Source organism: Rhodovastum atsumiense, from assembly GCF_937425535.1.
Taxonomy (GTDB): Bacteria; Pseudomonadota; Alphaproteobacteria; order Acetobacterales; family Acetobacteraceae; genus Rhodovastum; species Rhodovastum atsumiense.
This window is the reverse complement of sequence record NZ_OW485601.1, coordinates 3,819,618-3,837,987: the sequence shown is the minus strand read 5'-3', so window position 1 is coordinate 3,837,987 and position 18,370 is coordinate 3,819,618. Positions and strand designations below refer to the sequence as shown.

Genomic DNA, 18,370 nt, shown 5'->3' with positions numbered 1-18,370 from the left:
CATGATCGGTCTCGCCGGCATCCTGCTCGGACTCGCGCTTCTCGTCTGGCTGTCCTTCCGCGGCTGGAGCGTGCTGCTGCTGGCACCGGCCGCGGCGCTGCTGGCCGCGCTGTTCGCCGGCGAGCCTCTGCTCGCGCACTGGACCCAGACCTTCATGGGCGGGGCCGCGCGCTTCCTTGCGCAGTTCTTCCCGCTGTTCCTGCTCGGCGCCCTGTTCGGCAAGCTGATGGACGACAGCGGCTCGGTCGCCGCGATCGCCGCCTTCATGACGGATAAGCTCGGGCCGCGCCGCGCCATCCTGGCCGTGGTGGTGGCCGGCGCGCTGGTCACCTATGGCGGCGTCAGCCTGTTCGTCGCCTTCTTCGTGCTGGCGCCGATGGCGCAGGCGCTGTTCCAGGCCGCCGCCATCCCGCGCCGGCTGATGCCGGCCGCGGTGGCGCTCGGCACCTCCACCTTCACCATGTCGGCGCTGCCGGGCACGCCGGCGCTGCAGAACGCAATCCCGATGCCGTTCTTCGGCACCACCCCCTTCGCCGCGCCGGGCCTGGGCCTGATCGCCGCGGCGATCATGTTCGGCTTCGGGTTGTGGTGGCTGGAACGTGCCCGCGCCCGCGCCGCCCGTGCCGGCGAAAACGGTGCTGCCGCCCCGCCGCTGCTGCCAGGAGAAGTGGCGGAAGACCTGCTGGTGCGCGAGCGCGCCACTACGGCACGGGAATTCGATCCGGCGGAGATGCAGCACGGGCATCGCGGCGAGCGCAAGCCACCCGTCCTCGTGGCGGTGCTGCCGCTGGTCGTGGTGGTGGCGGTGAACCTGGTGATGTCCTTCGTCGTGCTGCCGCGCCTCGACGCCGGCTTCCTGGCCGAACCGCGCTGGGGCCCGACCACGCTGGCCGCGGTAGGCGGGGTGTGGTCGGTGGCGACCGCGCTGGCCGCGGCGATCCTGGTGCTGGTGCTGGCCAACCGCACGCGCCTGCCGGCGCTGCGCGACACCGCCGATGCCGGCGCCAATGCCTCGGTGCTGCCCGCGCTCAGCGTCGCCAGCCTCGTCGGCTTCGGCGGCGTGGTGGCGGCGCTGCCGGCCTTCGCCCTGGTGCGCGAATGGGTGCTGGGCATCGGCGGCGGCCCGCTGGTCTCGCTCGCCCTCGCCACCAACGTGCTGGCGGCACTGACCGGCTCCGCTTCCGGCGGCATGACCATCGCGCTGGAGGCGCTCGGGCCGACCTACATGGCCCTGGCGGCGCAACTGCACATCGATCCGGCGCTGCTGCACCGCGTCGCCGTGATCGGCGCCGGCACGCTCGACAGCCTGCCGCACAACGGCGCGGTGGTGACGCTGCTGGCGGTGTGCGGCTCCACCCATCGCGAGAGCTACCTCGACATCGTCATGGTCTGCATCCTCGGCGCGATCCTGGCGCTGGCGACGGTGATCGTGCTGGGCACGCTGTTCGGTGCCTTCTGACCCCTCCCCTGCCGGCGTGGCGCTGGCGACGCGGCTGGGCGGCTGCTTCGGCCTCTGGCTGGTGCTGTCGGGTGGCGGCGCCGCCGACATGCCGGTGGGCATCCTGGCCGCCGGGCTCGCCGCCTGGGCCAGCCTGCGCCTGTTGCCGCCGGCGGGTCCGGCGCGCCTGCGCCTGCCCGCGTTAGCCGGGCTGGTGCTGCGCTTCCCGGTGCAGTCCCTGGCGGCGGGGATAGACGTCGCCCGCCGCGCCCTCGCCCCGACGCTGGCGCTGCGCCCCGGTATCCTCGCCCATCCCTGGGCGCTGCCGCCCGGCCCGGCGCGCGCGGCCTTCGCCACGCTGAGCAGCCTGCTGCCGGGCAGCGTCCCCGCCGGATCCGATGACGGCGCCACGCTGGCCGTGCATTGCCTCGACACCGGCCAGCCGGTGCTGGCCCGGCTCGCCACGGAGGAAGCGCGGTTCGCGCGGGCGCTGGGCCATGGCTGACTTCCTCACCGCCGCCGCCCTGGTCGTCCTCGCCACGGTGGCGGCCGGGCTGCTGCGGCTGCGGCGCGGCCCCGGCGCGGCCGAACGCATGCTGGCGGTGCAGTTGCTCGGCACCGGCAGCATCGCGGTGGTGCTGTTGCTGGAGGCGGCGAGCGGCCCGGATATCGCGCTGACCCTCGCCGTGCTGGCGGCCCTGGCCCCGGCGGCGTTCGCACAGGGCGGCGACGGCGGGACGCCTCGCCGATGATGCTGCTGCGCGACGGCTTCACCATCGTCGCGGTGTCGCTCGGGACGGTGTTCTTCGTGGCCGGCACGGTCGGGCTGCTGCGCTTCCCCGATACGCTGACCCGGCTGCATGCGCTGGCCAAGGCGGACAATCTCGGCCTGGGGTTGATCGTGCTCGGCCTGCTGCCGCGCACCGGAAGTCTGGCCGAGGCATTGAAGCTGGTCCTGGTCTGGGTCCTGGTGCTGCTGGCGGGCGGCACCGTGTCGCAGATGATCGCCCGGGCCGCGCGCGGCGGACCGCCCTCCGCGTGAGCCTCGATCCGGTCCTCGACGCCGGCCTCGCTTTGCTGCTGCTGGCGGTGGCCGGCTGGACGGTGGCGACGCGGGCGCTGCTGGCGTCCGTCATCGGCTTCATCGGCTGCGGCGTGCTGCTCGGCCTCGCCTGGGTGCGGCTGCAGGCCCCGGACGTGGCACTGACGGAGATCGCCATCGGCAGCGGCGTGACCGGGGTGTTGCTGCTGACCGCGTCCACGCGGCTCGGCGAGGCTGCCCCCTCCACGCCGGCCGCCCCCCTGCCCGCGCGATGGCCGGCGGCCTTGCTCAGCGCCCTGGTCGCGGTGGCGCTGGCGGGGGTGCTGCTGACGCTGCCCGATCCGGCCCCCACCCTGGCGCCCGCGGTGATGGCGGACTTGCCGCGCACCGGCCTGGGCAATCCTGTAACTGGCGTGCTGCTCGCCTATCGTGCCCTCGACACCTTTCTCGAAGCGGTGGTGCTGCTGCTGTCGCTGTACGGGGTCTGGTCGCTGGCACCCGACCCGGCCTGGAACGAGCGGCCCGTCCCGCCGGGCCGGCCCGGCACCGACGATGCGCTGGTCCTGCTGGCGCGCATCCTGCCGCCGGTCGGGCTGCTGCTGGGCATCCACCTCGTCTGGGTCGGCGCCACCGCGCCCGGCGGTGCCTTCCAGGGCGGCACGATGCTGGCCGCCATGGCGCTGCTGGCGTGGCTCGCCGGGCGCGCACAGCCGCCGCCGATCGGCCGGCTATGGCTGCGTTTCGCCCTGGCGGCGGGGCCGGTGCTGTTCCTGCTGGTCGGGCTCGCCGGCTTCGGCCTTGCCGGCGCCTTCCTGGCCTATCCACAGGCCGCCGCCAAGCCGCTGATCCTCGCCATCGAGGCGGCGCTGACGCTTTCCATCGCGGCGACGCTGGCGATGCTGGTGGCAGGACCGCCCACGCGGGACGCGCCATGAGCGCCGTCCCGGTCTTCGGGCTGTGCGGCGCGGCACTGGTAGGACTGGGCCTGTTCGCGCTGGTGACGACGCCGCATCTGCTGCGCAAGATCGTCGCCTTCAACCTGATCGGCGCCGGCGTGTTCCTGATCTTCGGCAGCATCGCCCGCCGCGGCGCCGCCGACGCGGTGCCGCAGGCGCTGGTGATCACCGGCGTCGTCGTCGCCTTCGCCGCCACCGCGCTGGCGGTGATGCTGGTGCTGCGGCTGTTTCAGGAAACCGGCGCGGTGACGTTGGCCGAAGCGGCGCCCGATCACGACGAGGACGCGGCATGACCGCCACCGTCAACGGGTACCTGCTGGTGCTGGCGCTGGTCCTGCCGGTGGCGGCCACGCTGGCCGCACCGTTGCCCGGCGGCCGCCATGCGGAGCGCATCACGCTGCTGCTGCTGCCGGCCGGGCTGGCCGTCGCCCTGGCCATCGCCGCGAGCGTGCTAGGTGCCGGCGCGCCGTTGGTTTACCTGCTCGGCGGCTGGGTGCCGCCGCTCGGCATCGCCCTGCGCGCCGACGGATTCTCGGCGGCGATGCTGGTGACCACGGCGCTGGTGATTGGCGCCACCGCCCTGGTGGCACGGGACGGATTCCGCACCCCACCCGATGTCGTCGAGGCCCGCCGGCCGCTGGTGTTCTGGACATTGCTGCCAGCGCTGTGGGCAGCGCTGACCGCCGTGTTCGTCGGCGGCGACCTGTTCAACCTCTATGTCGGGCTGGAGCTGCTGACCTTCGCGGGGTTGCCGCTGGTCTGCCTCGACGGCGGCGCGGCGACGCTGGCGGCGGCGCTGCGCTATTTGCTGTTCGTGCTGCTCGGCTCGGTGCTGTATCTGCTGGGCACGGCCCTGGTCTACGGCACCTGGGGCACGCTCGACATCGCGCTGTTGGCGCAACGCATCCAGCCCGGCCCCACCGCCGCCATCGCGGCGACGCTGATGACAACCGGGCTCCTGGCCAAGACCGCGCTGTTCCCCCTGCATCTCTGGCTGCCGCCGGCCCATGCCGGCGCGCCCGCCGCCGCCAGCGCCGTGCTGTCGGCCCTGGTGGTCAAGGCGTCGTTCTTCCTGATCGTGCGCCTGTGGTTCGACGCGATGCCCGGCGTTTTCACCCAAAGCGCGGCGCAGTTTCTGGCCGCGCTGGGCGCCGGGGCGATCCTGGTTGGCGGCGTGCTGGCGCTGCGCCAGGCGCGGCTCAAGCCGCTGATCGCCTGGTCCACGGTGGCGCAGATCGGCTACCTGTTCCTGCTGTTCCCGCTGGCCTCCGGCACCTCGCCGACGTGGAACCTCGTTGCCTGGACCGGCGGATTGCTGCAGGCGATCTCACACGCCCTGGCGAAGGCGGCGATGTTCCTGGCGGCGGGGCTGGTGGCCGGCGCGCTCGGCCATGACCGCATCGCCGGACTGGCCGGCCTCGCGCGGGTGCTGCCGATGACCGTGCTCGCGCTCGGGCTTGCCGGATTGTCGCTGGTCGGCGTGCCGCCGAGCGGCGGCTTCGCGGCGAAATGGCTGCTGCTGCGCGCCGCCATCGCCAGCGGCCAATGGTGGTGGGCGCTGGTGGTGCTGGGCGGCGGACTGCTCGCCGGCGGCTACGTCTTCCGCATCCTCGCCCCGGCACTCGGCGGCGCCGCCGAACCGCCACACCTGCGCGCCCGCGTATCCCGTGGCCGCGAAGCCGTGGTGCTGGCCCTGGCGCTCTGTTCCGTGCTGATCGGGCTGTTGCCGCTGGGCGCCTTCGGCCTGCTGCGCATCGGGCGGCCGGAGCTGATGACGGTGGCACTGCCATGACCGGCACAGGGCTGCTGCTGCTGGCCACGCCGCTGCTGCCGCTGGCGCTGCTGCCCTGCTGCCTCATGCGGCGCCTGCGGCAAGGCCTGCCGGCGCTGCTGGTGCTGGCCCCGCTGCCCGGGCTGGCGGCGGCGCTGCTGGCCGGTGCCGACACCACCCTGGCGCTGGACTTCCCGCAGCTCCGCATGGTCCTTGCCCTCGACCGGCCCGGCGCGATGTTGCTCGGCGTCTCGGCATTACTGTGGAGTTGCGCCGCCGCCTATGCCACGCCCTGGCTGGGCCGCACGCCGCAGTGCGGGCGCTTCGCGCTGTTCTGGCTGCTGACGCTGGCCGGCAATCTCGGCGTCTTCGTCGCCGCTGACCTGCTGGGTTTCTACCTTGCCTTCGCGCTGGTCAGCCTCGCCGCCTACGGACTGATCGTGCATGACGGCACGCCGGGCGCACGCCGCGCCGGTGCCATCACCCTGGCGCTGGCGATCCTGGGCGAAGTGTTCCTGCTGCTGGCTTTCGTGCTGCTGGCGCAGGGCACGCCGGGTGGCAGCCTGCTGGTGTCGCAGACGGTGGCAGCGCTGCCGGGCGCGCCCTGGAGCACGCCGGCGCTGGCACTGCTGATCGCAGGCTTCGGCCTGAAAGCCGGGCTGGTGCCGCTGCATGTCTGGCTGCCGCTCGCGCATCCGGCGGCGCCGACGCCGGCCTCCGCCGTGCTCAGCGGCGCCATCATCAAGACCGGCATCATTGGGCTGATCCGCTTCCTGCCCTTCGCCGCATCCCCGCCCGGCTGGGGCGAGGCCCTCGCCGCGATCGGCTTCGTCACGGCGTTCTACGGCGCCGCGATCGGCCTGACGCAGGACAACGCGAAAACCGTGCTGGCCTATTCCAGCGTGAGCCAGATGGGCGTGATCGCGGCGGTGCTCGGCCTCGCCTTGCAGACGGGCAATGGTGGCGCCCTGATCGCGGCGGCGTTCTACGCCCTGCACCACGCGCTGGCGAAAGGCGCGCTGTTCATGGCGGTGGGCATCGGCGCGCGGCGTGCGTGGCTGGTGCTGCCGCTGGCGACGGTGCTGGCGCTGGGCCTCGGAGGATTGCCGCTGACGGGGGGGGCGCTGGCAAAGCTTGCAATCAAGCCGGTGCTCGGGGACGGAGTCGCCGGATGGCTGGGCGATGCGTCGGCAGTGGCGACGACGGTGCTGATGGCGCATTTCCTGTGGGTTTTGGTGCTCGCGGCGCGCCGGGATCCAAGGGCTTTGCCCTTGGTGGAGGTCCAGGAGGCAAAGCCTCCTGGTGGGGTCCGGGGCAACGCCCCGGCCCTCGCGTGGCTGGTCACCGCCGGCCTTGCCCTTGTGGTCCCCTGGGCGCTGGCCCCGGTGGTGGGTCCAGGCGATGTCTGGCCGGTGCTGCTCGGCGGCGTGCTGGTGCTCGCGCACCGCCGTTGGTGGCCGCGCCTGCCGCGCATTCCCGCAGGTGACATCGTGGTATTTGGCGAATCGGCTGTGTGGCGGGCCGTTACCTGGGGCGCGATGGTCGAGGGCGTGGAGCGTCGCCTGCGTGCATGGCCCGTGGCGGGCCTGTTGCTCCTGGCGGTGATGACGGTGCTGGGCGCGACGTTGCTGGTGCATCCATGACGTGCTCTTGATGGCGGTGCGTCTGTTCGCTTCGATACGCTCCACGCGAGCATCCAAGGGCAGGCCCGTCATGGCGAGATCGCGTGTGTGCCTTGTTTCCCTGGCCGTGGCGCTGCTGGCCGGCTGCGATCGGGAGCCGGCAACGAAGATCGTCGAGGTGCGGCCGGTGCGCACGATCGTCGCCGCCAGCCAGCCGGCCGGCGAGATGGTGGTACTGACCGGCCATGTGCAGGCGCAGGACGAGGCCTCGATCGGTTTTCGCATCGCCGGGCGCATGATCGAGCGCTCCGTCAATATCGGCGACCGGGTGGAGATGGGACAGGTGCTCGCCAAGCTCGATCCGGAGACCGAGGTGAACGGCCTGCGTTCGGCGCAGGCGGCGCTGAGTGCCGCGCAGGCGCAACTGACCCAGTCCCGTGCCGCCTTCGAGCGGCAGCGGTCCTTGCTCGCCACCGGGCACACGCCGCGGGCGCAGTTCGACCTTGCGGAGAAGGCCATGCTCAATGCCCAGGCCGCGGTTGACGACGCAGAGGCGCAACTGCGCATCGCCGGGCGCCGCGTGCGCTACACGGTGCTGGTCGCGGATGCCCCCGGCACGGTGACGGCGCGCGGGGCGGAACCGGGCGAGGTGGTGCAAGCGGGCCAGATGATCGTGCAGCTTGCGCGGCAGGGCGGGCGCGACGCCGTGTTCGACGTGCCCGCGTCGCTGCTGCGCTCCGCCCCCGCCGATTCCGAAGTGACGGTGCGACTGACTGATGACGCGGCGATCGTGGCCAGCGGGCGGGTGCGGGAAGTGGCGCCGCAGGCCGATCCGGTGACGCGGACCTTCCTGGTCCGGGTGGGGCTCGCCGATCCGCCTGGGGCGATGCGGCTCGGCTCGACCGTGAGTGGCAGCGTGCAGATCGACACCGCGCCGGTGGTCTCGATCCCAGCTTCGGCGCTGACACGGGTAAACCAGCAACCGGCCATCTGGATCGTCGATCCGAACAACCTCACTGTCGCGCTGCGCAACATCGAGCTGCTGCGCTTCGATCCGGGCACGGTGGTGGTGGCGCACGGGCTGGAGCCCGGGGAGATCGTGGTGGTCGCCGGCGTGCAGGCGCTGCATCCCGGCCAGAAGGTCCGGCTGCTCGGGCCGCAGGTCTGATGACATTCAACCTGTCGAAATGGGCCCTCGAGCATCGGTCCTTCATCGTCTACTGCATGCTCGCGGCGACCGTGGCCGGGCTGCTGTCCTTCGTGCGGCTCGGCCGCAACGAGGACCCGTCCTTCGTCATCAAGACCATGGTGGTGCAGGCGGCCTGGCCGGGTGCGACGCTGGCGGACACGCTGGACCAAGTGACCGAGCGGCTGGAACGCAAGCTGCAGGAGACGCCCAGCCTCGATTTCCTGCGCAGCTACACCAGCGCCGGCATCACCACGATCTTCGTCAACCTCAAGGGCGCCACCCCGGCGCGCGAGGTACCCGACATCTGGTACCACGTGCGCAAGAGCATCGGCGACATCCGCCACACCCTGCCGGCGGGGGTGGTGGGTCCCGGCTTCAACGACGAGTTCGGCGACACCTTCGGCATCATCTACGGCCTGACCGCGGATGGCTTCACCCATCGCGAGTTACGCGACCATGCCGAGGCGATCCGTTCGCGCATGCTGCGGATTCCCGACGTCTCCAAGGTCGAGATCCTCGGCGCCCAGGACGACCGCATCTTCGTTGAGTTCTCGGTGGAGCAGCTGGCCGGCCTGGGCATCGACCGCGCCGCCCTGATCGCGGCACTGCAGGCGCAGAACGCGGTGGCGCCCTCCGGCACGGTGCAGACCGGCAACGAGAAGCTGACGCTGCGCATCTCCGGCGCCTTTGAGTCGGAACAGGACATCCTGGCGGTCAATTTCGTCTCGGGCGGCCGGCTGATCCGGCTGCGCGACATCGCCGAGGTGCACCGCGGCACCGCCGATCCGCCGCAGCCGCTGTTCCGGGTGAACGGACAGGACGGGATCGGCGTCGCCATCGCCATGCGCGAGGGCGGCGACATCCTCACGCTCGGGCGCAATGTCCGCAAGGCGATGCAGGAGATCACCGCCGACCTGCCGGTCGGCATCGAGCCGTTCCTGGTGGCCGATCAGCCGGTGGTGGTCGACCACGCCATCTCCGACTTCACCACCTCGCTGTGGCAGGCGATCGCCATCATCATGGGGGTGAGCTTCCTCTCGCTCGGCTTCCGTGCCGGGGCGGTGGTCGCCCTGTCGATCCCGCTGACCCTGGCGATCGTGTTCCCGACCATGGAGGCGGCGGGGATCGACCTGCAACGCATCTCGCTCGGGGCGCTGATCATCGCGCTCGGCCTGCTGGTCGATGACGCCATGACCACGGTCGACGTGATGACCTCGCGGCTGGCGCAGGGCGACAGCAAGGAAACGGCGGCGACCTTCGCCTACCAGTCGCTGGCCTTCCCGATGCTGACCGGATCCTTCGTCTCGGCGGCCGGCTTCGTGCCGATCGGCTTCGCGCGCAGCTCTGCCGGCGAATACACCTTCTCGATCTTCGCCGTCGTGGGCATCACGCTGATCCTGTCCTGGATCGTCGCGGTGCTGTTCACGCCGCTGCTCGGGGTGGCGATCCTGCGCAAACCCGATCGCGTCGCCGACCAGCCGGGGCGGGTGCTGCGCGGCTTCCGCGCCTTCCTGGTCGGCGCCATGCGGCTGCGCTGGCTCACGCTCGGCATCACCCTGGTTTGCTTCGTGGGCGCGCTGCTGGCCGTGCCGCTGGTGCCACGGCAGTTCTTCCCGCCCTCCGACCGGCCGGACCTGATGGTCGACCTGCGATTGCCGCAGAACGCGTCCATCTACGCCAGCGAAGCCACCGCGGCGCGGCTGGATGCGGTGCTGAAGGCCGATCCCGATGTCGATCACTGGAGCACCTATGTCGGGCGCGGCGCGATCCGCTTCTACCTGCCGCTTGATGTGCAGCTGCCCAACGACTTCTTCGCCCAGGCCGTCATCGTCGCCAAGGACATCGCCGCGCGCAAGCGGCTGGAAGCGAAGCTGGAAACGGTGCTGGCGGAGCAGTTCCCCGGCGTCGTCGCGCGGGTGTCGCCGCTCGGGCTCGGCCCGCCGGTCGGCTGGCCGGTGCAGTACCGCGTCAGCGGCCCGGATGCGAGCGAGGTGCGCGAGATCGCACTGCGCGTCGCCGCGGTAATGACGCCGCATGCCGGCGTGCGGCGGGTGAACTTCGACTGGATGGAGCCGGGGCGCAAGCTGCGCATCCGCATCGACCAGGACCAGGCGCGGCTGCTCGGCCTGAGTTCCCAGGCGATCGCCAGTGTGCTGAACAGCGTGGTGTCGGGCGCGCCGGTGACGCAGGTGCGCGACGGCATCTATCTGGTTGATGTGCTGGCGCGCGCGACCGACGAGCAGCGCGTCTCGCTGGCGACGCTGCGCAGCCTGCAGGTGGCATTGCCGAACGGTCGTACGGTGCCGCTCAGCCAGTTGGCGAGCTTCGAGTTCGAACAGGAATACCCGCTGGTCTGGCGGCGCGACCGCGTCCCCACCCTGACCGTGCAGGCGGACGTGGCACCGGGCGAACTGCCGGAGGCGGTGGTCGACGCGCTGGCACCGGCGATCGGGACGCTCAACGCGGAGCTGCCCGCCGGCTATCGCGTCGTGGTCGGCGGCACCGTGGAGGAAAGCCAGCGCTCGCAGGCCTCGGTGGTCGCGGTGATCCCGCTGATGCTGTTCCTGATGATCACCTTCCTGATGATCCAGTTGCAGAGCTTCAACCTGCTGTTCCTGGTGCTCAGCGTGGTGCCGCTCGGCCTGATCGGCATCGTCGCGGCGCTGCTGATCTTCGGCAAGCCGCTGGGCTTCGTCGCCATCCTCGGCATCCTCTCGCTGCTCGGCCTGATCGCCCGCAACGCGGTGATCCTGATCGAGCAGATCGAGACGGAGAAAGCGGAGGGCCGCGGCCCCTGGGACGCGGTGATCGCGGCGAGCCTGTCACGGTTCCGGCCGATCACGCTGACGGCGATCTCGACGGTGCTCGGGCTGATCCCGATCGCGGCGACGATCTTCTGGGGTCCGATGGCGATCGCGGTGATGGGCGGGCTGCTGGTGGCGACCGTGCTGACCCTGGTGTTCCTGCCGGTGCTCTACGTCACCTGGTTCCGCGTGCGCGAGCCCGCCGCCCGCACGGAAACCATGGCGGAGGCGCACGGCGACTGAACCGGCGGCGCCCGCCCCGGCTCCGTCATGGGGGGAGGCGATGGCGCGCTGGCTCGCCGCGATGCTGCTGCTGGTCCTGCCGGCCGCCTGCGCGCTGACGCGGGTGCCGGCGCCGCCCGGCCCGGACACGGAGGCGATCGCGGTGCTCGGTCTCCCCAATGCCCGGTTCTGGGTCGACCGCAGCCCGGAAGGTCTGTTGCAGGAAGTCATCCGGCTGTCCGAACGCGAGGCCGCGACCACGCCGCCCGGCCCGGACGGGCGCCGTCCGACGACCAGCTTCCTTGCCATCTCCGGCGGCGGCGACGACGGCGCCTTCGGGGCCGGGTTGCTGGTGGGCTGGAGTGCGGCCGGCACGCGCCCGCAATTCCAGGTGGTCACCGGCATCTCCACCGGCGCGCTGACCGCGCCGTTCGCCTTCCTCGGCCCGGATTACGACACGCAACTGCGCGAGGTCTACACGGGTTCCGCGCGCCGCGACATCGTGCTGCTGCGCTGGCTGGGCTCGGCGCTGCTGTTCGGCGAGGCACTGGCTGATACCGCGCCGCTCTATCGCCTGATCAGCCGCTATACCAACGAAGACATGCTGGCCGCCATCGCCCGCGAATACGCCAAGGGACGGTTGCTGCTGATCGGCACCACCAACCTGGACCTGCAACGCCCTGTGCTGTGGAACATCGGCGCCATCGCCGCCAGCGGCCATCCCGAGGCGCTGGCACTGTTCCGCAGCATCCTGCTCGCCTCCGCCTCGATCCCCGGCGCCTTCCCGCCGGTGATGATCGATGTTGAAAGCAGCGGCCGGCAGTATCAGGAAATGCACGTGGACGGCGGCGCCACGGCGCAGGTCTTCCTCTACCCGCCCTCGCTGCAACTCGGCCGCCGCCTGCGCGACCGTGGCATCCAGCGGGAGCGGATCGCCTATGTCATCCGCAACGCCCGCATGGACCCCGAATGGGCGAGCACCGAACGCCGGCTGATGCGCATCGCCGCGCGCTCGATCTCGACGATGATCCATTTCAGCGGGCTGAACGACGTGGTGCGGATCTACCAGACGACACGACGCGATCACATCGGCTTCCGGCTGGCCTATATCGACGCGGACTTCCAGATGGAGCACAGGCAGTCGTTCGAACCCGCCTATATGAGGGCTTTGTTCGAGTACGGGTATGAGAAGGCGCGCAACGGCTATCCGTGGCGGCTGAGGCCGCCGGGATTTGCGCAGGAAGGCCAGGCTTCGCGGCCCGATCCCGTTCGTTGAGAGGGCGTTTCACCGTCTGGACGCTGGTCGCCGTCTGTGGCGTAATCGGCATGAAAATGCGGGCTATCGGGCATGGTGTCTGTCAAGCCGGACCTCATACTGACCAGCACGCCTGACGAGGTGGCGCGCAGTTGCATTCTGGACCCGCTTCTGGCCTTCAATGTTGGCCGGGCGGGGGAGCACGGACGCACTCCCCTTGCCGTGCTCATCAAGGAGCCCACCGAGGGTACAATCGTCGGCGGGCTTTGGGGCCGAACATCCTGGAAGTGGCTAACGATAGAGCTGCTTTTTGTTCCGGAGGTTTATCGGGGCTCGGGATTGGGGTCCGAAGTGATGAGGCTGGCAGAAAACGAGGGCGCCCGACGTGGCTGCATCGGCGCCTGGGTCGATACATTCAGTTATCAGGCGCCCGGCTTCTACGAAAAATCAGGATTCATACGCTTCGGCGAAATCGAAGATTATCCGCCCGGACATAGCCGTATCTTCTTCCAAAAGCGCTTCCGTTAGGCGGTATCGGGATCCGCCCCGCAGCAGAACCGCCGACGGATGGACGGCACACGCGTATGCCGTCCATCCGTCTTCACCCCGGTTTCGATGGCACGCGGGAACAGCTACATGCCGCCGGAGACGAACAGGATTTCGCCGGTCACCCAGCGGGCGTCGTCGGAGGCAAGAAACACCGCGACGGAGGCGATGTCGGCCGGCTGTCCGATGCGGCCAAGCGGCGTCTGCTGCGCCGCCTGCGCGGCAAAACCGCCGCTGATGATGCCCGCGGCATGGGTGCCTTCCGTCTCGACCACGCCCGGATTGATGGCGTTGACACGGATCCCGCGGGGGCCGAGTTCCCTGGCGAGGCTCCGCGTGATCGCATCCACGGCGCCCTTCGTGGCATTATAGATGGAGAAACCCGGCGGCGTCAGGCGGGTCACCAGCGAGCTGATATTGACCACGCTGCCACCGTCCGGGCCGAACTGGGCAACGGCCGCCTTGGTCGCGAGCAGGAGGCCAAGCACGTTGGTGTCGAATTGCCGGTGGAACTCCGCCTCGGTGACCTCCTCGATCGGGCCGGACCGGTAGACCCCGGCGTTGTTCACGAGGATATCGACCTTTCCGAAAGCGCTCCGTGCCTCGGCGAAGATCCGGTCCACGTCGGCGGCCACGGCGACGCTTCCCTGCACCGCCACCGCCTTGCCGCCCTGGCCCACGATGTCGGCGACCACCTTGTCGGCGTCCTCGCGGCTGCTCGCATAGTTCACCACCACCGCGGCGCCCTCGGCCGCCAGCGATCTGGCGATCCCGGCGCCGATTCCCTTCGAGGCGCCGGTGACGACGGCCACCTTGCCTGCCAGCTTGCTCATCGCTCTGCTTCGACCTTTGCGGATAATAGTTAGATGGGTGTCTAAGTGTTCCGCATTGGCCGGATGTCAAGGCGGCGGTCGCAGGGCGCCGGCAAGCTGCCGCAGGTAGGCCTCGAAGGTGTCGCGCCGGAAGGTCAGGCGCGCGAACTTGCCCTCGCGGACGACGGCAATCAGCCCGGCTGCCTCCAGGCTCTTGATGTGGTGTGAAATAGTGGCGGCGCTGACCGCCTCGGCCGCCTTCAGGGCGCAGCACGGCAAGGGGCCGGGGGCCGACGCGATCTCGCTGATGATGCCGTATCGCCGGGGGTCCGCCAGCGCCCTTGCGATCGCGGCGAACTGCCGGTCAGACAGGCGGGATGGTGCGTCGGCTACCTGCTTGCGCCGCGAAGGCCTGGTCAGAGGCGGGGTCCTGATCATGCAGGAAATCTAGCGTATCGGGACGGCATTCACAGTCCCGGGACCGGACGGGCCGGGAAGCGGAACCGCAGGCCTACGCGGCGCTGCGTTCCCGTGCCGCCCGACGCATCACCTGCGGCGGCTGCCCGTAGACGCGCAGGAAGGATTCGCGCATGCGCCGCGGGTCCAGGAACCCCGTCTCGCGCGCCACCACATCGAGCGGATGGCGGCTGTCCTCCAGCAGGATGCGGGCCGCCTCCAGGCGCAGTTGCTCGATCGCCCGGGCCGGCGTCTGGCCCGTCTCGGCGCGGAAGGCGCGGCTGAACTGGCGCGGACTCAGGCTGGCCACCTCGGCCAGCCGCTCCACCGTCAGCGCCTGGCCGAGATTTTCCTTCGCGTAGATCAGCGCCTTCTGGATGCGGTCGGAACTGGCCGCGAGTTCCAGCAATTCCGAATGCTGCGACTGCCCGCCGGCGCGGCGATGGTGCATCACCAGCTTGCGCGCGACCGAGCGCGCCACCTCCGCGCCGAGGTCCTTCTCCACCATCGCCACCGCGAGATCGAGCCCGGCGGTCATCCCCGCCGAGGTCCAGATGGGGCCTTCATTGATGAAGATCCGGTCCTCCTCGACCTCGACCTCCGGGAAGCGCAGCTGCATCTGCCGGCCGAACAGCCAGTGGGTGGTGGCGCGGCGCCCGCGCAGCAGCCCCGCCTGCGCCAGCACGAAGGCGCCGGTGCAGATGCCGGCGGTGCGGCGGGCCTCCGCGCTGTGCCGGCGGATCACCGCGAGATCCGCCGCCGTCAGCCGGTCATTGGGCAGGTTGCCGCCGGTGATCATCAGCGTGTCGAAGGACGGATGCGTGGCAAGCGCCTGCGTCTCCACCTGGAAACCCAGCGAGCTGCGCACCATCCCGCCGGGGATCGAGGTCAGCACCAGCGTGTAGAACGGCTCCCGCGCCACCAGGTTGGCGAATTCGAACGCCGCCTGGGCGGAGAGCGCGGCGACCTGGAAGTCCGGGAAGATGACGAATCCCACCTGCGGCATGTGGGTCCCTCCTGCGTCAGCCGATGTCCTGAAAACGTATGTTATACGTCATTTCGGCCATGGGGAAGCCGGCCTACGGTCCGGCCATCGCAAGCAAACGATGGAGCCCCCGACATGACCCGCAACGACACCCACAGCGACAAGGGCACGGCCGTCGTTACCGGCGCGTCCTCGGGCATCGGCGCGATCTATGCCGACCGGCTGGCCCGCCGCGGCCACGACCTGATCCTGATCGCCCGCAGCCGCGACCGGCTGACGGCCCAGGCGCAGCGGATCAGCAACGAAACCGGACGCGCCGTCGAGGTGCTCGCCGCCGATCTCGCCGATCCCGCCGCGCTGGCCGGGGTGGAGGCGACGTTGCGCCGGGACGCCAGCGTGACACTGCTGGTGAACAATGCCGGCTTCGGCACCTTCGCGCCGCTGCTGGACAGCGACGTCGACACGATGGAAGCGATGATCCGGCTGAACGTCATCGCCCTCACCCGCCTGACCTATGCGGTGGCGCCGGGCATGGTGGCGCGCGGCACCGGCGCGATCATCAACATCGCCTCGATCGTCAGCCTCGCGCCGGAGCTGCTGAACGGCGTCTATGGCGGCAGCAAGGCGTTCGTGCACGCCTTCACCACCTCGCTGCAGCACGAGCTGGGCGGCAAGGGCATCCGCGTGCAGGCGGTGCTGCCCGGCGCCACCGCGACCGAGTTCTGGCCGCGCGGCGGGCTGAACCTGGAGCAACTGCCGCCCGGCATCACCATGCGCGCCGAGGACATGGTGGACGCCGCGCTCGCGGGCTTCGACCAGGGCGAGGTCGTCACCATCCCGGCGCTGGCCGACATCACCGAATGGCAGCGCTTCGAAGCCGCCCGCACGGCGATGGCGGCGCACCTGTCCGCGACCGCCCCCGCCCCCCGCTACGGCCTGCACCGGGCCGCCTGACCCCCTCTCCACCCCTGGGAGCAAAGACCATGGACCTGACCGGCAACACCATCTTCATCACCGGCGGCACCTCCGGCATCGGTCGCGGCCTCGCCGAGGCGCTGCACCGGCGCGGCAACCGGGTGATCATCTCCGGCCGGCGGCAGGATCTGCTGGATGCCGTCGCCGCCGCCAATCCGGGCCTGCGCGGCATCCGCCTGGACATCACCGACCCGGCCGACATCGAGGCGGTGGCGGCACGGCTGCGGCAGGAAGAGCCCACGCTGAACGTGCTGCTCAACAACGCCGGCATCATGACCTTCGACGATGCCTCCGCCGAAATGGACGACGCGGCGGCGCGGCGGCTGATCGAAACCAACCTGCTCGGGCCGATCCGCATGACCTCGGCGCTGATCGAAACGCTGAAGCACCAGCCGCGCGCGACCATCCTGTATACCAGTTCGGTGCTGGCCTTCCTGCCGCTGGCGGCGACGGCGGTCTATTCCGCCACCAAGGCGGCACTGCATTCCTATGCGCTGTCGCAGCGCTTCATGCTGCGCGAGACCAATGTGCGCGTGCAGGAAATTGCCCCGCCCTGGGTGGATACCGACCTGATCCACAAAAGCGGCGACGACCGCGCCATGCCGCTCGATGCCTTCATCGCGGAGACGATGGCCGCCCTCGCCACCGACGCCGAGGAAGTGCTGGTCGAGCGCGTCCGTCCGGCCCGCGCCAATCCCGGCCCCGGCGAGCACGCCCTGGTCAACCAGTTCAACCTCTCGCTGGTAGCCCGCCCCATCCCCGTGGCCGCCTGACCCACCGCACCGCGCCCGCCCACCTGTGGCGGGCGCCCCCCCTGCCGGAGCCCCCCATGCCCCCCGCCCTTCCCGCGCGCAGCCTGACCGCGCTGCGCATCCTCAGCCTCGCCTATTTCGTGCAGGCGACCGGTGCCATGGCGGTGATCGCAGCCCTGCTGCCGATCACCGCGACCTGGCAGCTCTCGCTCGCCCAGGGCACCTTCCTGATGACGGCCTTCGGCATCACCTTCGCCCTCGCCGCGCCGCTGCTGCAGGTGGCCATCGGCCATGTCGCCCGCCGCCGCCAGGTGCTGACCGGGCTGGCGATCTTCAGCCTGGCCGCGCTGGTGCTGGCGCTGGCACCGGACTACCCGGTGCTGGTGGCGGCGCGCATCGTCATGGGGCTGGGGGCGGCGCTGATCGGGCCGGTGCTCGGCGCGCTCGCCGCCGATCTGGTGGCACCGCAGCTGCGCGGCGCGGCCATCGCCACCGTGCTGCTGGGACTGAGCGTCGCGGGCGTGGCCGGCCTGCCGCTGGCGGCGTGGCTGGCAACGCATGCCGGCGTGCGCGTGATGTTCGCGGCGATCGGCGCCACCGGGCTGCTCACCGCACTGCTGATGCGGGCCCGGGTGCCGGAAGGGGCCAGCGGCGAGGGCACCAGCCTGCGGACCATGGCGCGGCTGCTGGCGGACCGGGGCAACGTGGCGGCGCTGCTGGTGGCGTTCTTCCTTGCCGCCGGGGTCTACACCAGCCTGTCGGTGATCGGCCCGGCGCTGCGGGACGCCTATGGCGCCGACGAGGGCATGACCTCGATCGCGCTGGCAGTGCTGGGGATCGCCGGCATCCTGGGCAACCTGGTGGTCACCCGCCTCGCCACGCGCCACGACGCCGGGCGGCTGCTGGCAGCAGGCATCGCCCTGCTGCTGGCCGACATCGCCCTGCTCTGCGTGCTGCCGCGCCACCTCGCGGTGCTGTTTCCCGCCCTGGTGGTCTGGGCCTTCGCCACCGACATCCTCTGGCCCTCGCAGCAGCGCCGCGTGGCCGAGGTGATGGCGGCCCACCGGGGCATCGGGCTGGCCCTCACCGCCTCGCTGATCTTCACCGGCATGGCCACCGGGGCCGCACTCGCCGGCCAGCTTTATCCGCGCCTGGGGGCCGGCGGCGTGCTGGGCGCCTCGGCACTGCTGCTCGGCCTGGCCTGGTCGAGCCTGCTGGTCCGCGGCCGGTGCGGGGGCGGCGTGCCCTCGGGCTGCACGGCCTGAGCCGGCGGAGGGCGCCCGGCCCGGGCAGGGCCGCGGCGCTTGACTCGGGCGCAACGGCGGAATTCATGCTCCCGTACGGCACCCGCAGCCAATTTCCCGCATGGATTCCGTTACATAAGCGATGATGGCCCGATCCTTCCTGTTGACCGCTTCCATCGGGGTTTTCCTGGCTTGCTCCGTGGCGACCGCCCAGGCACAGCTCACGAAACCTCCGCCCCCGGCCCCGGCCCCCGCGCCGCTGCAGCCCGAGGAAGGGGATATCTGGGCCGACGTGCGCGGC

General features: G+C 71.0%; 18 protein-coding genes. 15 read left to right on the top strand and 3 right to left on the bottom strand.

Annotation, left to right across the window (positions count from 1 at the left end):
* Position 1: 1 nt before the first annotated feature.
* The 12 genes from NBY65_RS17505 to NBY65_RS17450 all read left to right on the top strand — a co-directional run bounded on the left by NBY65_RS17505 (position 2) and on the right by NBY65_RS17450 (position 12,827).
* The gene (locus tag NBY65_RS17505; RefSeq protein WP_203330737.1) at positions 2–1,459 is read left to right on the top strand and encodes a GntP family permease; all 1,458 of its coding nucleotides are present in this window, start codon (positions 2–4) and stop codon (positions 1,457–1,459) included.
* The gene (locus NBY65_RS17500; RefSeq protein ID WP_203330738.1) at positions 1,449–1,943 is read left to right on the top strand and encodes a Na+/H+ antiporter subunit E; all 495 of its coding nucleotides are present in this window, start codon (positions 1,449–1,451) and stop codon (positions 1,941–1,943) included. The genes NBY65_RS17505 and NBY65_RS17500 overlap by 11 nt, the downstream gene beginning before the upstream one ends.
* On the top strand, positions 1,936–2,190 hold the full coding sequence (locus tag NBY65_RS17495; RefSeq protein WP_150045449.1) for a sodium:proton antiporter: 255 nt from the start codon (positions 1,936–1,938) through the stop codon (positions 2,188–2,190). The genes NBY65_RS17500 and NBY65_RS17495 overlap by 8 nt, the downstream gene beginning before the upstream one ends.
* Positions 2,187–2,480, top strand: a complete 294-nt coding sequence (locus tag NBY65_RS17490) for a monovalent cation/H(+) antiporter subunit G (RefSeq protein ID WP_150045450.1) — start codon at positions 2,187–2,189, stop codon at positions 2,478–2,480. Before NBY65_RS17495 ends, NBY65_RS17490 begins: the two co-directional genes overlap by 4 nt.
* On the top strand, positions 2,477–3,415 hold the full coding sequence (locus NBY65_RS17485; protein ID WP_150045451.1) for a hydrogenase subunit MbhD domain-containing protein: 939 nt from the start codon (positions 2,477–2,479) through the stop codon (positions 3,413–3,415). The genes NBY65_RS17490 and NBY65_RS17485 overlap by 4 nt, the downstream gene beginning before the upstream one ends.
* On the top strand, positions 3,412–3,729 hold the full coding sequence (locus tag NBY65_RS17480) for an NADH-quinone oxidoreductase subunit K (protein WP_150045452.1): 318 nt from the start codon (positions 3,412–3,414) through the stop codon (positions 3,727–3,729). Before NBY65_RS17485 ends, NBY65_RS17480 begins: the two co-directional genes overlap by 4 nt.
* Positions 3,726–5,228, top strand: coding sequence for a complex I subunit 5 family protein (locus NBY65_RS17475; RefSeq protein ID WP_150045453.1), 1,503 nt, complete (start codon positions 3,726–3,728; stop codon positions 5,226–5,228). The genes NBY65_RS17480 and NBY65_RS17475 overlap by 4 nt, the downstream gene beginning before the upstream one ends.
* Positions 5,225–6,850, top strand: a complete 1,626-nt coding sequence (locus NBY65_RS17470) for a complex I subunit 5 family protein (RefSeq protein WP_150045454.1) — start codon at positions 5,225–5,227, stop codon at positions 6,848–6,850. The genes NBY65_RS17475 and NBY65_RS17470 overlap by 4 nt, the downstream gene beginning before the upstream one ends.
* A 70-nt stretch (positions 6,851–6,920) precedes the next feature.
* The gene (locus NBY65_RS17465) at positions 6,921–7,997 is read left to right on the top strand and encodes an efflux RND transporter periplasmic adaptor subunit (RefSeq protein WP_150045455.1); all 1,077 of its coding nucleotides are present in this window, start codon (positions 6,921–6,923) and stop codon (positions 7,995–7,997) included.
* Positions 7,997–11,065: an efflux RND transporter permease subunit gene (locus tag NBY65_RS17460; protein WP_150045456.1), complete on the top strand. Its 3,069-nt coding sequence runs from the start codon at positions 7,997–7,999 to the stop codon at positions 11,063–11,065. The genes NBY65_RS17465 and NBY65_RS17460 overlap by 1 nt, the downstream gene beginning before the upstream one ends.
* A gap of 40 nt (positions 11,066–11,105) precedes the next feature.
* Positions 11,106–12,320 (top strand): patatin-like phospholipase family protein, encoded by a 1,215-nt coding sequence (locus NBY65_RS17455; RefSeq protein ID WP_150045457.1) that lies wholly within the window; start codon positions 11,106–11,108, stop codon positions 12,318–12,320.
* Positions 12,321–12,392: 72 nt separating this feature from the next.
* The gene (locus NBY65_RS17450; protein WP_150045458.1) at positions 12,393–12,827 is read left to right on the top strand and encodes a GNAT family N-acetyltransferase; all 435 of its coding nucleotides are present in this window, start codon (positions 12,393–12,395) and stop codon (positions 12,825–12,827) included.
* A gap of 104 nt (positions 12,828–12,931) precedes the next feature.
* On the opposite strand, the gene NBY65_RS17445 is transcribed toward NBY65_RS17450, so the two are convergent.
* The 3 genes from NBY65_RS17445 to NBY65_RS17435 form a co-directional block, all read right to left on the bottom strand.
* On the bottom strand, positions 12,932–13,678 hold the full coding sequence (locus tag NBY65_RS17445; protein WP_150045459.1) for an SDR family NAD(P)-dependent oxidoreductase: 747 nt from the start codon (positions 13,676–13,678) through the stop codon (positions 12,932–12,934).
* A gap of 66 nt (positions 13,679–13,744) precedes the next feature.
* The gene (locus tag NBY65_RS17440) at positions 13,745–14,095 is read right to left on the bottom strand and encodes an ArsR/SmtB family transcription factor (RefSeq protein ID WP_150045460.1); all 351 of its coding nucleotides are present in this window, start codon (positions 14,093–14,095) and stop codon (positions 13,745–13,747) included.
* Positions 14,096–14,168: 73 nt separating this feature from the next.
* On the bottom strand, positions 14,169–15,119 hold the full coding sequence (locus NBY65_RS17435) for a GlxA family transcriptional regulator (RefSeq protein WP_150045461.1): 951 nt from the start codon (positions 15,117–15,119) through the stop codon (positions 14,169–14,171).
* 114 nt (positions 15,120–15,233) lie between these two features.
* On the opposite strand from NBY65_RS17435, the gene NBY65_RS17430 reads away from it, so the two are divergent.
* The 3 genes from NBY65_RS17430 to NBY65_RS17420 are packed head-to-tail and all read left to right on the top strand — an operon-like array spanning position 15,234 to position 18,090.
* Positions 15,234–16,052, top strand: a complete 819-nt coding sequence (locus NBY65_RS17430; protein ID WP_250265690.1) for an SDR family NAD(P)-dependent oxidoreductase — start codon at positions 15,234–15,236, stop codon at positions 16,050–16,052.
* Between the two features lie 29 nt (positions 16,053–16,081).
* Complete coding sequence (locus NBY65_RS17425) at positions 16,082–16,846, top strand: SDR family oxidoreductase (protein ID WP_150045463.1); 765 nt, start codon at positions 16,082–16,084, stop codon at positions 16,844–16,846.
* Positions 16,847–16,902: 56 nt separating this feature from the next.
* A complete protein-coding gene (locus tag NBY65_RS17420; RefSeq protein WP_150044677.1) occupies positions 16,903–18,090 on the top strand; it encodes an MFS transporter in 1,188 nt (395 codons plus the stop codon).
* The last annotated feature ends 280 nt before the right edge of the window (positions 18,091–18,370 follow it).

What these genes read in the sequence shown, in the direction of transcription:
- NBY65_RS17490 (WP_150045450.1), top strand. Translation starts at nt 2,187, where the DNA reads ATGATGCTGCTGCGCGACGGCTTCACCATCGTCGCGGTGTCGCTCGGG.
- NBY65_RS17430 (WP_250265690.1), top strand. Translation starts at nt 15,234, where the DNA reads ATGACCCGCAACGACACCCACAGCGACAAGGGCACGGCCGTCGTTACC.
- NBY65_RS17495 (WP_150045449.1), top strand. Translation starts at nt 1,936, where the DNA reads ATGGCTGACTTCCTCACCGCCGCCGCCCTGGTCGTCCTCGCCACGGTG.
- NBY65_RS17425 (WP_150045463.1), top strand. Translation starts at nt 16,082, where the DNA reads ATGGACCTGACCGGCAACACCATCTTCATCACCGGCGGCACCTCCGGC.
- NBY65_RS17470 (WP_150045454.1), top strand. Translation starts at nt 5,225, where the DNA reads ATGACCGGCACAGGGCTGCTGCTGCTGGCCACGCCGCTGCTGCCGCTG.
- NBY65_RS17420 (WP_150044677.1), top strand. Translation starts at nt 16,903, where the DNA reads ATGCCCCCCGCCCTTCCCGCGCGCAGCCTGACCGCGCTGCGCATCCTC.
- NBY65_RS17435 (WP_150045461.1), bottom strand. Translation starts at nt 15,119, where the DNA reads ATGCCGCAGGTGGGATTCGTCATCTTCCCGGACTTCCAGGTCGCCGCG.
- NBY65_RS17455 (WP_150045457.1), top strand. Translation starts at nt 11,106, where the DNA reads ATGGCGCGCTGGCTCGCCGCGATGCTGCTGCTGGTCCTGCCGGCCGCC.
- NBY65_RS17475 (WP_150045453.1), top strand. Translation starts at nt 3,726, where the DNA reads ATGACCGCCACCGTCAACGGGTACCTGCTGGTGCTGGCGCTGGTCCTG.
- NBY65_RS17445 (WP_150045459.1), bottom strand. Translation starts at nt 13,678, where the DNA reads ATGAGCAAGCTGGCAGGCAAGGTGGCCGTCGTCACCGGCGCCTCGAAG.
- NBY65_RS17460 (WP_150045456.1), top strand. Translation starts at nt 7,997, where the DNA reads ATGACATTCAACCTGTCGAAATGGGCCCTCGAGCATCGGTCCTTCATC.
- NBY65_RS17480 (WP_150045452.1), top strand. Translation starts at nt 3,412, where the DNA reads ATGAGCGCCGTCCCGGTCTTCGGGCTGTGCGGCGCGGCACTGGTAGGA.
- NBY65_RS17505 (WP_203330737.1), top strand. Translation starts at nt 2, where the DNA reads ATGATCGGTCTCGCCGGCATCCTGCTCGGACTCGCGCTTCTCGTCTGG.
- NBY65_RS17450 (WP_150045458.1), top strand. Translation starts at nt 12,393, where the DNA reads ATGGTGTCTGTCAAGCCGGACCTCATACTGACCAGCACGCCTGACGAG.
- NBY65_RS17440 (WP_150045460.1), bottom strand. Translation starts at nt 14,095, where the DNA reads ATGATCAGGACCCCGCCTCTGACCAGGCCTTCGCGGCGCAAGCAGGTA.
- NBY65_RS17465 (WP_150045455.1), top strand. Translation starts at nt 6,921, where the DNA reads ATGGCGAGATCGCGTGTGTGCCTTGTTTCCCTGGCCGTGGCGCTGCTG.